Raw genomic sequence first — 13,628 nt, forward strand, 5'->3', positions numbered from 1 at the left:
CCATTTAGTTGTATATTTAATGATGAATTTCGATGAAAATGGCGTCTACCATATTTACAATAGAGGAAATAACGGACAAAAGGTATTTTTCAATGAAGAAAATTATTTGTTCTTTTTGAGGAAGATCAGAAAAGAGCTTGTTCCATATTGTGAAGTGTTATGTTATTGCCTTATGCCAAACCATTTTCATTTAATCGTAATAACTAAGGAAGGGACAAAGGCGAAAGGTTTAAATACTGCAATAGCTGTTTTGCTTAGATCTTATTCTCGGGCAATAAACGTTCAGGAAGGCAGAAGCGGGTCTATTTTTCAGCAAAAAACCAAGGCTAAGGAATTAATCGACAAAGGCGACAATCATACGATAAGTTATTTGGCAATTTGCGCTCACTATGTTCATCAGAACCCGACTAGGGCAAACTTGGTTGCGTACCTAAATGAATGGAAATATTCATCTTACCTGGATCTTGCTGACTTAAGAAACGGGAGTTTATGTAATCGACAATTATTTTTTGAACGCAGTGGAATAGTAAAAGAAGATTTTATAAAAGAAAGCGAGGCAATGTGGGATTTTAAACGAAATGAAATCCTTTGAGAAGTCATCCGATGAATAACAGGCATTTAGCACAGTATTCATCGGATGACTAATAGTCTCTATGCATTGATTGCCTTAACGCCAGGCAATTCTTTGCCTTCCATGTACTCTAACAAAGCGCCACCGCCGGTAGAAACGTAACTCACTTCGTCTTCCATGCCGAACTTGGCAATAGCGGCTGCAGAATCGCCACCACCGATCAATGAAAATGCGCCGTTATCTTTCGTAGCAGCAACAACAGCATCGGCAACGGCCTTAGTTCCCACCTGAAAGCTTTCCATTTCAAAAACTCCCATTGGGCCATTCCACAGCAACGTTTTAGAGTTTTTGATTACATCAGCAAACAAAGCGGCAGTTTTCGGACCGATATCTAAACCCATCCAATCGGCAGGAATATGACCGGCATCAACATCTTTTTTATCTGCATCGTTTGCAAACTGATCTGCAATTACGGTATCAACCGGAAGGATGAGGTTAACGCCTTTTGCTTTTGCTTTTTCAATCAATTCTAAAGAAAGCGCTTGTTTATCGGCCTCTAAAAGCGAGGTACCGATTTCGCCACCTTGCGCCTTTGCAAAAGTATAGGCCATTCCCCCACCAATAATCAGGTTGTCTACTTTTTCAAGCAATTTTTCGATTAAAAGTATTTTATCTGATACCTTGGCTCCGCCCATAATTGCAGTAAACGGACGCTCGGCATGGTTTAAGATCTTTTCGGCATTTTCTACTTCTGACGCCATTAAATAACCAAAGTATTTGGCATCAGGAAAAAACTGAGCAATAATAGAAGTTGAGGCGTGGGCACGGTGAGCAGTACCAAAAGCATCATTTACATATACATCGCCAAGCTTTGACAGTTTTTCGGCAAAGGCAACATCGCCCTTTTCTTCTTCTTTATAGAAACGCAGATTTTCGAGCAATAAAACCTCGCCCGCCTTAAGTTCAGCCGCTTGTTTAACGGCATTTTCGCCAATGCAATCGTCGGCAAATTTCACATCAACGCCAATAAGCGACGATAAATCGCCAAGAATGTGCTTTAACGAATATTTATCCGTCGGTCCGTCTTTTGGCCTGCCCAAATGCGACATTAAAATTACGGCACCACCATCTTTCAAGATCTTAGAAATGGTTGGTAGCGCTGCACGGATTCTCTTGTCGTCGGTTATTTTAAATTCATCATCCAAGGGAACATTAAAATCAACTCTGATTAATGCTTTTTTATCCTTAAAGTCAAATTGGTCTATTGTATTCATGTTTAATTGTTTTTGTTTAAGTTCAATTTCATTTCGTAATGGAAGCCAATACCCGGGATGTCGAACTCGGGAGATTGGCTTATGAAGCCAATTTTTTTGTAAAAATCTGCTGCGCTTGAGCGTGCATTGCACCACAGGTAATCGGTTTTATACGCTCTCAAATATTCAATTGCAAAGTTGATCAAAGCAGTTCCGTAACCCTTGCCGCCTTCATCGGGATGTGTAGCCATTCCCCTCAACTGGTAACCCTCGCCCTCGCCGGCAAAGAAATCGTTACGCATAAAAGTTGCTACAGACCTTATTTCGCCGTCGCTGATATATCCCAAATGAAAAGTATCGTAAGCGGTATCGCCCTCAAAAACGCATTCGGTTAATGGCTTGCCATTGCGAAGCATCAAGCTTCTTAACGGAAGAACTTCTTCTGCCTGTATAAATTTCACCATAGCTTTGTGAGTATCAAGATGTAAGTATCGAGTATCAAGAGCTTAAACCCTCCACCTTTAAACCCACTACCTTTTTTAGCGGGCTCCGCAAACGTTTGCAAAGTTAATAAAGCATTTGAAACCGCCTAAAAATGAGACGTCACAATTTTGAATATTTTGCAATTGGCAATTAGCAACAGGCAATTAGCAAGGGGCAAGACAAGTATTTAATTCAATTAGCAATTTAACAAGAGACCTGAGGGTTTGTTTCGCCTTGGTCTTTCAACTTTCGGCTTTTAGCTTTTTAACCACATCAATTAGTCTGCTGCTGTAGCCAAACTCGTTATCGTACCAACCCACAACCTTTACCAAATCGCCAACAATGGATGTTAATAGCGAATCGAAGACACAAGAATGGGGGTTATCGATAATATCAATGGAAACAATTGGGTCTTCGGTATACTGAAGGATATTTTTTAGTTCGTTTTCTGCTGCCTGCTTAAATGCAGCATTAATTTCGTCGATTGTTGCTTTGCTTTTTAGCAGGCAGGTAAAATCGGTGAGCGAGCCGTTTAGCACGGGCACTCTAATCCCTGCGCCACCCAAGCGGCCATCGAGTTGCGGGAAAATATGGGTAATGGCCTTTGCCGCCCCGGTTGTTGTCGGGATAATTGATGCCGATGCCGCCCTTGCCCTTCGCAGGTCTTTATGATTGGTGTCGTGTAGATTTTGATCACCCGTCATCGAATGTATTGTCGTAATGTAGCCTTCCTCTACCCCCCAATTGTCGTTCAGGATTTTGATCATGGGGGCGATATTGTTGGTGGTACAACTGGCATTTGAAAGCACTGTCGAAGTCAGGTCAATTTGATCGTCGTTTACGCCCAGTACAATCATGGGAATATCATCGGCTGCTGGAGCGGAAATTAACACCTGTTTTGCGCCGGCAACGATGTGTTTTTCGGCGGTTTCCCTCGTCAGGTTCCTGCCGGTACAATCGATAACCAAGTCTACTTTTAATGCTGACCACGGAAGCTGCTCGGCCTCTTTCAGCGCAAAAATGGGAATAGTAACGTCATCTATTACAATTTCGTCGGGTTTAGCGGCGACATTTCCTTTAAAAACGCCGTGTACGGAATCGTACTTAAATAAATGTGCTAATGTTTTTGCATCGGCCAAATCGTTTATCGCCACAATATCGAGTCCCTCGGCAATTGCTAAGCGTAACAACGTTCTTCCTATTCTACCAAAACCATTAATTGCAATCCTCATTTTATTAAAAATTAGAGCTCAAAACTACAAAAAAGGTTGAAGGTACAAAGTCGCACAGCAATTTGAGCTCAATATTAAGTAACGACTTAAAGTGCTAGACGCCAATCTCGGCCTGATATTCGTGTTGCAACTCGAAAAGGCATTTGGCACAAAGACACCCATCGTACAATTCGGAAATATATTGCACCTCGTTAATGCTCAGTTGAACAACGCTGCATTGGCATTTGGTATAGGCATTGGCCTTGCACTCAATAGCCGTTCCGCATCTTTCGCAGGGAATGATTTCGTGTTTCGGGCTATGTTTTAAGGTATTGTTCATTGATTATCAGTTCATTGATTCACTAATCATTAGTTCATTGGTACGGGCCGCTATAAAAACGAATGAACCAACTTAACTCTTGAACTGAAATGCAAAAATAAGGACAAAAAATAAGGTTTTGAGCATTTGCCCAAAACCTTATTTTTTTATTGCTTTATAATGAGCAGAAAAGACTATTGAAGAAAGATTGCTTCGTGCCTCGCAATGACGGCAAAGAGGCAGACTTTTACTTTCAGCTCTCGTCTATCAGCTTTAGCCTTTCACCTTAAACCCTCAACCTTTCTGCCCTTTACCTTACCCCGAGCAGCTGATACAACCTTCTTCCATTGAGCAAACCGGGCCGTCAACGATTTCTTCGGCAACCTGATCTTGTGGCAATTCAGCAGGAATAACCGCTTCTATAGCCTTACCGCCCTGGTTCTCTACGGTAAATTTAACTGCTTGCGACGCCGCTTGGGTACGTAAGTAGTACATACCTGTTTTCAACCCTTTCTCCCATGCATAGAAGTGCATTGAAGTTAATTTTGAGGTATTTGGCGCATTTACAAATAAATTTAGTGATTGCGACTGGCAGATGTATGCACCACGATCGGCAGCCATATCGATGATGTTACGCATCTTAATCTCCCAAACGGTTTTGTACAATTCTTTAATGTAATCCGGAATTTCTGGAATCGCCTGGATGGAACCGTTGGCCAATATGATCTTGTTTTTCATATCGTTGTTCCACAGGCCTAATGCAACTAAATCTTTCAATAAGTGTTTGTTTACCACTACAAATTCTCCACTTAATACCCTGCGGGTGTAAATATTCGAAGTGTATGGCTCAAAGCATTCGTTGTTACCTAAAATTTGCGAGGTAGATGCAGTCGGCATCGGCGCAACCAATAACGAGTTGTACACACCATCTTTAACTACCTTTTTGCGTAACGATTCCCAATCCCAACGGCCGCTGTCTGGTACTACATTCCATAAATCGAACTGGAACTGACCTTTTGATAACGGCGAGCCTTTGAATGTTTGGTATGGACCATTTTCTACAGCTAAATCGTGAGATGCTGTCATCGAGGCGAAATAAATCGTTTCGAAAATGTCTTTATTCAAGCGTTTTGCTTCATCACTTTCGAAAGGTAAGCGCAACAAAATAAATGCATCGGCTAAACCTTGCACACCTAAACCAACCGGACGGTGACGCATGTTTGAATTTTCGGCTTCCTGAACGGGATAATAGTTGTGATCGATGATCTTATTCAGGTTTAAAGTTGCCTGATAGGTTACATCGTATAATTTTTGATGATCGAAGGCACCGTTGATAACGAAACGGGGAAGCGCCAATGAGGCCAGGTTACAAACCGCTACTTCATCTTTAGAGGTATATTCGATAATTTCGGTACACAAGTTCGAACTTTTAATCGTTCCTAAATTTTGTTGGTTCGATTTGCTGTTTGCTGCATCTTTGAACAACATGTACGGTGTTCCGGTTTCAATTTGCGAGTCTAGTATCGCAAACCAAAGTTCTTGCGCTTTAATGGTTTTGCGGCCACGGTTTTCTGCTTCATATTTCGTGTATAATTCTTCGAACTCTTTACCAAAACAATCGGCCAATCCGGGTGCTTCGTGCGGGCAGAACAATGTCCAATCGCCGTTATCCTTAACGCGTTGCATAAACAAGTCGTTTATCCAAAGGGCATAAAACAAATCGCGGGCACGCATTTCTTCTTTACCGTGGTTTTTGCGTAAATCGAGAAACTCGAAAACATCTGCATGCCAAGGCTCTAAATAAATTGCAAAGGCACCTTTACGTTTGCCTCCACCCTGATCTACATAACGAGCGGTATCGTTAAACACACGCAACATTGGAATAATACCATTGCTGGTGCCGTTTGTACCACCAATGTATGATCCTGTTGCACGAATGTTGTGGATGCTCAAACCAATACCACCGGCGCTTTGCGAAATTTTGGCGGTTTGTTTTAAAGTATCGTAAATACCGTCGATGCTATCATCTTGCATAGTTAACAAGAAACATGATGACATTTGCGGTTTGGGTGTTGCCGCGTTAAATAAGGTTGGTGTGGCATGGGTAAACCAACGCTCGCTCATTAAGTTATAGGTTTTAATTGCACTTTCGATATCCTCTTTGTGGATACCAACAGCCACACGCATAAACAAATGTTGAGGGCGCTCTACAATTTTGCCGTTAACTTTTAGCAAGTAAGATTTTTCGAGGGTTTTGAAACCGAAGTAGTCGAAACCAAAATCGCGGTCGTAAATGATAGAACTGTCTAAGATCTCCGCGTTTTTTTCAATAATCTCATACACATCATCGGCAATAAGCGGAGCGGCTTTTTGCGCTTTCGGATCGAAATATTCGTACAACATCTTCATCGTACCCGAAAATGATTTTGTGGTATTTTTATGCAAGTTAGACACCGCAATACGCGAGGCTAATAAAGCATAATCGGGGTGTTTTGTAGTTAACGATGCGGCTGTTTCTGCTGCAAGGTTATCCAATTCTGATGTGGTTACACCATCGTATAAACCTTCAATTACCTTTTTGGCAACATCAATTGGATCTACCAGATCTGCATTTAAACTATAACATAGTTTTTGAATGCGGGCTGTGATTTTGTCAAATTGCACCGGCTCTTTGCGGCCATCTCTTTTTTGTACGAACATAATTTATGAGATTGATTTAAGCCCCTCCCAACCCTCCCCCGAAGGGAGGGCTTTTAAAGGCAAGTTTTATATTTTATTGGCGAGTATCGGGTAACAACCAATTTGTCGCGTTTATTATTCTGTTATTTTTTTTGTAACTGAGATTGCTTCGTTCCTCGCAATGACGGAGTGTAGAGGCGGCTTTCAGCTTTAGTCTTTCTGCTTTAAGCTATCGTTAAAAGTCTTCATCAAGCGAAAACGCCTGTGCTTTATTGTCAGCAGAGGTTAATACGCCACTTTTTTGGTAATCGCCAACACGTTTTTCGAAGAAATTGGTTTTTCCCTGCAACGAAATCATTTCCATAAAATCGAATGGATTGGTTGCATTGTAAATTTTCTTATAACCCAGTTCCTGCAACCATCTGTCGGCTACAAATTCGATGTACTGGCTCATTAACTTGGCATTCATGCCGATTAAGGCCACTGGTAAGGCATCGGTAACAAATTCCTTTTCAATTTCTACTGCATCACTAATGATAGAATGAACCTGCTCTTCGCTCAATTTATTGCTCAGCATACTGTATAGCAAACAGGCAAATTCGCAGTGCGAGCCCTCATCTCTCGAAATCAACTCGTTACTGAAAGTTAACCCCGGCATCAGACCGCGTTTTTTTAACCAGAAAATAGAGCAGAAACTTCCGCTAAAGAAGATTCCCTCAACTGCGGCAAATGCCACGAGGCGCTCGGCAAAAGTTCCGTTATCGATCCAGCGTAAAGCCCATTCTGCTTTTCGTTTTACCGCCGGAACGGTATCAATGGCGTGGAACAAACGGTCTTTTTCTTCAGGATCTTTAATGTAAGTATCAATTAATAAGGCGTAGGTTTCGGCGTGGATGTTTTCCATCATGATCTGGAAACCGTAAAAACAACGGGCCTCTGGTAATTGAACCTCACTCATGAAGTTAACCGCAAGGTTTTCGTTTACAATACCATCACTAGCAGAAAAGAAAGCAAGGATGTGAGAGATAAAATGTCTTTCACCATCATTTAAATTATCCCAGTGTTTTTGGTCGTCAGAAAGATCGATCTCCTCTGCTGTCCAGAAACTAGCTTCGGTCTTTTTATACATTTCCCAAATCGCCGGATATTTAATCGGCAAAAGCACAAATCTGTCTTTGTTTTCTTGTAGTAATAATTCCTGTTCCATACCTGATAATTAATGTTTTTTTCAATTTAATTAGAGCCGACAAAACCACGCATTCATCAATTTTATATGATGATTGAAATGTTTTGTATTAAAACTCTAGTGAAAGTGCTAACCCTTGGCGTTTGACGAACAACTGAGTTTTTAGTTTAGGAAAAATTTAAATCTGTCATCACAGAGATGTGTTATAAATTACTAAAAACTAAGCTTTTATATTTGTTTTCAAATGCAAGAAGTTAAAGAACTTTGTTAAAACAAATATATGTACCACGGGCACCTTTTGTGAATCAAAGTTGTTAACACTCGCCGGAAATGAGTGGAGAAAACAATCAGCCCAATATCATTTTCGAGCGAAAAAAAAGCTAATTGTTTCTTTTAAAGGGGATAGCAAACAAAAATTAGTGTTAATAACTTAAGTTTTAAGTGTATAGCAGGTGTGAAATAGAGCCAAACAGAATACTACTCAACAGTGTAGCTCAAATCAACTCTGGCTATACCTTTACGGTAGATACCAATCTGTTTTGCAGCACTTTCGGATAAATCTATAGCTAGTTTTTTAGAGAATGGGCCCCGGTCATTTACCTTTACAACTACCGATTTTCCGTTGACCGGATTTGTAACGGTAACCTTGGTACCAAGAGGAAGCGTTTTATGGGCTGCAGTGAATTTTTTTGCTCTGTATTTGGCGCCGCTCGTGGTTCGGCGACCTTCGAATTTTTTGTTGTAATAAGTGGCTAGAACCGTTTTTTTGATACTATCTGGTTCATTTGATGAATCAGAAATCTGCGCTTTACCTTGTGAAAACAAGAAACAAAAACTCAATAACAGAAGATACTTCATAGGCTAAATTTTCTTTATCAGAGCGCACAAATATAAGCATTTAGTTTAAAATCAATAATTTGTGGAAAAGTTGTGCGTTTCGCGGCCAGGAGTCCGAAGTTTGAAGCCGTAGGTCGGGAGTTTAAAATCAGTGCATTACACAGCTTTTTTCGTGCAAGAAACGGAATGGAAAATATCTAAATTGAAGAGCGGTTAATCTACCATTTGATTCTCGCCTGCCATTCTTCGTATTGGGGTAATTGCCTTTTACATTCCTCAACATCCCAAACAATATTCAACCTTTTTACATCAACGGAAGAAACAAAAAAAGCGTACAACTTTATGCTGTACGCCTCTACCTAACCTCACTATACCCACCTTATTTCTTATCTGGCACGAAATTCATCGAAATTGAATTTACACAGTGCCTGGTGTCTTTGTTTGTAAATCCTTCGCCCAAAAATACGTGCCCCAAATGTGCGCCACAGTTGGTACATACAATCTCGGTACGCGAACCATCGGCATCGGGAATACGCTTCACTGCGCCTTTTATTTCATCATCGAAAGATGGCCATCCACAATGCGAATCGAATTTACTTTCCGATCGGTACAACGGAGCATCACAACGTTTGCAGGTATACGTTCCTTTCTCCTTGTTATGCTCGTATTTTCCCGTTCCAGGGTATTCAGTACCTTTATTTACAATTACTCTCTCTTCTTCGGGGGTTAACGGATTCCAGTTCATCTTCTTTTTTGGTATAATATTTCCTGACTGCTCAACCTGTTTTATTTCTTTTTTGTCCTTTTGCGCACAAGCAGAAAAGGTGGTTACAAACACAACAGCCGAGATCAAAAATAGTTTATTTAACATCGTTTTCATAGCCTAATATACGGGAAAGATTTTGTTTTGGTTTGCTGCATGCCGCCGTTTGAAATAGTGTTTACAAAGCGGTGATAAAGGCCTCTTGCGGGGAAGCTTATGCAATAGGCGCTTTTACTGCTCGTCCCTCCCGATGAAAATTGGGACCAGTTATCTAAAAGAGAGGGAATAAAGGATTGTGCTTTGAACTTTATTCCTTGCCACTGCTTGTTCGGCTGAGTGAAGTCGAAACTCAACCGAACTGCTCATTAGTATATTAAGAAACAAGTCTTCGACTCCGCTCAGACTGACAGCTACTATAACAAAAAGGGCAACTTCGCTCGAAGTTGCCCTTTTATAATTTATTATTTCCTTAGGTGAGGCTTGAACCTCCTACTTTGCTAATTCCTCGGCCATTGCAGCACCGATTTCAGCAGGGCTTTCGACAACGCGAATACCACATTCGGCCATGATCTTCATTTTAGCCGCAGCAGTATCGTCGGCGCCACCTACAATAGCACCAGCGTGACCCATTCTACGTCCCGGAGGCGCAGTTTGGCCAGCAATAAAGCCTACCACAGGTTTGGTTCCGTTTTCTTTAATCCAGCGAGCAGCTTCAGCTTCCATCCCGCCGCCAATTTCACCAATCATGATGATACCGTGAGTTTCAGGATCGTTCATTAACAACTTAACGGCTTCAACTGTTGGCGTTCCGATAATTGGGTCGCCACCGATACCGATAGCAGTGGTAATGCCCAGGCCAGCTTTCACAACCTGATCTACAGCCTCGTAAGTTAACGTTCCTGATTTAGAAACTACACCTACGTTACCTTTTTTGAAAATGAAACCTGGCATAATACCGATTTTAGCTTCATCAGCGGTAATAATACCCGGGCAGTTTGGACCAATTAAGGTCACATCGCGATCGGTAATATATTCTTTAACCTGAATCATATCCTTGGTTGGGATGCCTTCAGTAATACAAACAATAACTTTGATACCGCCTTCGGCAGCTTCCATAATTGCATCGGCCGCAAAAGCCGGTGGTACGAAAATGATAGATACGTTTGCGCCAGTTTTTTCAACGGCATCTTTAACAGTATTGAAAACAGGCTTGTCTAAATGTAACTGCCCACCCTTGCCAGGCGTAACACCACCCACAACGTTTGTACCGTATGCCAACATCTGCTCAGCATGGTAAGTCCCCTCGTTTCCGGTAAAACCCTGAACGATAACCTTAGAATCTTTGTTTACTAAAACGCTCATGTATCTTTTTTTTGTGCAAATCTAATATTATTGAATGGAAAGTCAAATCGAAAAGGATATTATTTGGCGCCTTTTTTCAGGAAATTGTAAGGAATTGGTCTCAGGTGATTCAATAATCGATGAATCTCTGAACATTGTTCACTTAAGTTACAAAGATTTCTCGGCTACGCTCGAAATGACGATAAGTCGGCCCGTCATGTCCACTGCAGCGCACTTGTACCGATTTTTCATGAGTAGGGGAACGGAGAGATCTTTCTGCTCAGTTACTCATCTTTAAAAGATTTCTCGGCTACGCTCGAAATGACGATAAGTCAGCCCGTCATGTCGACTGCAGCGCACTTGTACCGATTTTCATCAGTAGCGGAACGGAGAGATCTTTCTGCTCAGTTACTCATCTTTAAAAGATTTCTCGGCTATGCTCGAAATGACGATAAGTCAGCCCGTCATGTCGACTGCAGCGCACTTGTACCGATTTTCATCGGTAGCGGAACGCAGAGATCTTTGTCCTCAGTTACTCATCTTTAAAAGATTTCTCGGCTACGCTCGAGATGACGATAAGTCGGCCCGTCATGTCCACTGCAGCGCACTTGTACCGATTTTCATCAGTAACGGAACGGAGAGATCTTTCTGCTCAGTTACTCATCTTTAAAAGATTTCTCGGCTACGCTCGAAATGACGATAAGTCGGCCCGTCATGTCCACTGCAGCGCACTTGTACCGATTTTCATCGGTAGCGGAACGGAGAGATCTTTCTGCTCAATTACTCATCTTTAAAAGATTTCTCGGCTACGCTAGAAATGACGATACGGCGACTCGTTATCTCGACTGCAGCGCACTTGTACCGATTTTTCATCACTAGCGGAATGCAGAGATCTTTGTCCTCAGTTACTCATCTTTAAAAGATTTCTCGGCTACGCTCGAAATGACGATAAGTCGGCCCGTCATGTCCACCGCAGCGCACTTGTACCGATTTTCATCAGTAGCGGAACGGAGAGATCTTTCTGCTCAGTTACTCATCTTTGAAAGATTTCTCGGCTACGCTCGAAATGACGATAAGTCGGCCCGTCACGTTACTTCCGCCCGTCATTCGACATGAATCTTAGTTTACGGCTTAATATCCATCACATCGCCAGCGGTAAAAATACCAAATTCTGCCTGACTGAACTTCAAAAGCCCTTTATCGGTTGTTTTGAGCGCTTTTGGATTGGCCAGGCGAATTACCTGGCTTTCGCCTGCAACGGTAGCCTTACTGCCGTGAACGATAATGGCAGTGCTTTCGTCAATACCTACGCAAACCATATTGGGATGGGCACTTAAGGCCGAAACTAGTCTGTTGTATCGGTTTCGCTTTAAAAAATGCTGATCGATTATTGTGTTTTCCAGCAGCCCCATTCCCTCGGCAAATTCGATGTTCTTATCCCAAAGCTTGTTAAAGGTTTCTTTATACACCGTATCTAAAAGCTGCTTGCCCGTAATCATGTACTTGCTCATTACCGCAGCACCGGCGCTGGTTCCGGCAATGGTAGCGCCATTACGATAGGCTTTATGAATGGCCGCATAAATGGGCGTGTTTAAAACGACTGACATAAAGCGGCTCTGGTCTCCACCTAAAATGTAAATCAACTTCGCCCCTGCTAAAGAATCTGTCCATTTTTTATCGTTCACATCATGCTTCGCAAAATTGAAATTTCTGATTTTCGCATTGGTTTGAATCTTAAGCTGAGCTGAAATATATTTAAATCCGGTGTCGGGCACTTCGCTTGCCATGGGCAGTACAACAATGTAGTCGCTGGTTTTTAAATCCGCTGTCGAAACCAGTTGTTTAATCAGTTCGTTAGAGCGATCGCCTCCTCCAATGATGAATAGGTTGCCTTTATTTTGGGCTCCTGCACTTAATGCAAGGCCGAGTAATGCAATTATTATAAATAAGTTCTTCATTACTTGTAAATACTTACTTCAACTTTGCCATCGGCAGTAATTGTGCCCCTGTACATGCCTTCGGTATTGAATGTCATCGATACGTTGCCCTTTTTATCTAGAGCGATCAAACCACCGTCGCCGCCCATTTTACCCACTTTATCTATGGCGATTTTAGAAGCCTCGTTTACTGATAAACCTTTATACTCCATTAAATCGGAAACTGTTTTTGCCACTACGTTGCGGATGTAAAATTCGCCCCAACCGGTGCACGAAATCCCAGCGGTTTCGTTGTTGCAATAAGTTCCGGCACCTATAATTGGCGAATCGCCAACGCGACCGTATTTTTTGTTGGTCATCCCCCCGGTTGAAGTTCCTGCGGCCAGGTTTCCGGCTTTATCTAAGGCCACGCAGCCTACGGTACCAAATTTATAATCGTGGTTTTTGCTGCCCAGTAATTCTGATTTTTTACTGCCGTGATCTAAAACAGCCTTGGTAGAATCTTCTTTAATTGCTTGCTGCAAACCATCCCAACGCTCTTTTGTCCAGTAATATTTTGGGTCGACAATCTCCAGCCCGGCATCTTTTGCAAACTGATCGGCACCTGCACCAACCATCATTACGTGTTCTGATTTTTCCATCACCGCCCGTGCTGCCGAAATCGGATTTTTAACCGTAGTTACGCCTGCAACAGCGCCTGCCATTAAGGTTTTACCATCCATAATAGAGGCATCGAGTTCATTTCTGCCATTGTGGGTAAAAACTGCGCCCTTACCGGCATTAAAATGAGGATCGTTCTCTAACACGTGAATGGTTGCTTCTACGGCATCTAAACTTGCTTTGCCGGCTTTAATTTCGGCATAACCCGCTTGCAGGGCTTTCGTTAACGCCGCAATGTAGGCCGCTTCCATTTCCGAAGTCATGTTTTTCTTCAAAATGGTGCCTGCACCGCCATGAATCACCATAACATATTTTTTTTGCTGCGCAGAAACGTTCACTGCCAGCACACACAATACTAATACTGTAAATAATTTTAATGCTCTCATTT

The 13,628-nt window shown here is 42.1% G+C and carries 12 protein-coding genes; 1 reads left to right on the forward strand and 11 read right to left on the reverse strand.

The window, feature by feature from the left end:
* The first annotated feature begins 19 nt into the window (after positions 1-19).
* Complete coding sequence (locus tag IZT61_RS07670; RefSeq protein WP_196100578.1) at positions 20-592, forward strand: transposase; 573 nt, start codon at positions 20-22, stop codon at positions 590-592.
* A gap of 59 nt (positions 593-651) precedes the next feature.
* Here the strand turns inward: IZT61_RS07670 and IZT61_RS07675 are convergent, their stop codons facing one another.
* The 11 genes from IZT61_RS07675 to IZT61_RS07725 all read right to left on the reverse strand — a co-directional run bounded on the left by IZT61_RS07675 (position 652) and on the right by IZT61_RS07725 (position 13,626).
* On the reverse strand, positions 652-1,845 hold the full coding sequence (locus tag IZT61_RS07675; RefSeq protein ID WP_196100579.1) for a phosphoglycerate kinase: 1,194 nt from the start codon (positions 1,843-1,845) through the stop codon (positions 652-654).
* A 2-nt stretch (positions 1,846-1,847) separates the two neighbouring features.
* The gene (locus IZT61_RS07680; RefSeq protein ID WP_196100580.1) at positions 1,848-2,288 is read right to left on the reverse strand and encodes a GNAT family N-acetyltransferase; all 441 of its coding nucleotides are present in this window, start codon (positions 2,286-2,288) and stop codon (positions 1,848-1,850) included.
* 261 nt (positions 2,289-2,549) lie between these two features.
* Positions 2,550-3,539 carry a type I glyceraldehyde-3-phosphate dehydrogenase gene (gap, locus tag IZT61_RS07685; protein WP_196100581.1) on the reverse strand — a complete coding sequence of 330 codons (990 nt, stop codon included), beginning with the start codon at positions 3,537-3,539 and terminating at the stop codon, positions 2,550-2,552.
* Positions 3,540-3,633: 94 nt separating this feature from the next.
* Positions 3,634-3,858: a cysteine-rich CWC family protein gene (locus IZT61_RS07690; protein ID WP_196100582.1), complete on the reverse strand. Its 225-nt coding sequence runs from the start codon at positions 3,856-3,858 to the stop codon at positions 3,634-3,636.
* A 294-nt stretch (positions 3,859-4,152) separates the two neighbouring features.
* Positions 4,153-6,537, reverse strand: coding sequence for a ribonucleoside-diphosphate reductase subunit alpha (locus tag IZT61_RS07695; RefSeq protein ID WP_196100583.1), 2,385 nt, complete (start codon positions 6,535-6,537; stop codon positions 4,153-4,155).
* A 214-nt stretch (positions 6,538-6,751) separates the two neighbouring features.
* Positions 6,752-7,723 (reverse strand): ribonucleoside-diphosphate reductase small subunit, encoded by a 972-nt coding sequence (locus IZT61_RS07700; RefSeq protein WP_196100584.1) that lies wholly within the window; start codon positions 7,721-7,723, stop codon positions 6,752-6,754.
* Between the two features lie 456 nt (positions 7,724-8,179).
* Complete coding sequence (locus tag IZT61_RS07705) at positions 8,180-8,560, reverse strand: septal ring lytic transglycosylase RlpA family protein (RefSeq protein ID WP_196100585.1); 381 nt, start codon at positions 8,558-8,560, stop codon at positions 8,180-8,182.
* A gap of 358 nt (positions 8,561-8,918) precedes the next feature.
* Positions 8,919-9,419 carry a methionine-R-sulfoxide reductase gene (locus IZT61_RS07710; protein WP_196100586.1) on the reverse strand — a complete coding sequence of 167 codons (501 nt, stop codon included), beginning with the start codon at positions 9,417-9,419 and terminating at the stop codon, positions 8,919-8,921.
* Positions 9,420-9,791: 372 nt separating this feature from the next.
* A complete protein-coding gene (sucD, locus tag IZT61_RS07715; protein ID WP_196100587.1) occupies positions 9,792-10,664 on the reverse strand; it encodes a succinate--CoA ligase subunit alpha in 873 nt (290 codons plus the stop codon).
* A gap of 1,103 nt (positions 10,665-11,767) precedes the next feature.
* Positions 11,768-12,601 (reverse strand): cyanophycinase, encoded by an 834-nt coding sequence (locus IZT61_RS07720; RefSeq protein WP_196100588.1) that lies wholly within the window; start codon positions 12,599-12,601, stop codon positions 11,768-11,770.
* A complete protein-coding gene (locus IZT61_RS07725) occupies positions 12,601-13,626 on the reverse strand; it encodes an isoaspartyl peptidase/L-asparaginase family protein (RefSeq protein ID WP_196100589.1) in 1,026 nt (341 codons plus the stop codon). The genes IZT61_RS07720 and IZT61_RS07725 overlap by 1 nt, the downstream gene beginning before the upstream one ends.
* Positions 13,627-13,628 lie beyond the last annotated feature (2 nt).

Origin of the sequence: Pedobacter endophyticus, assembly GCF_015679185.1 — a bacterium.
Lineage (GTDB): Bacteria > Bacteroidota > Bacteroidia > Sphingobacteriales > Sphingobacteriaceae > Pedobacter > Pedobacter endophyticus.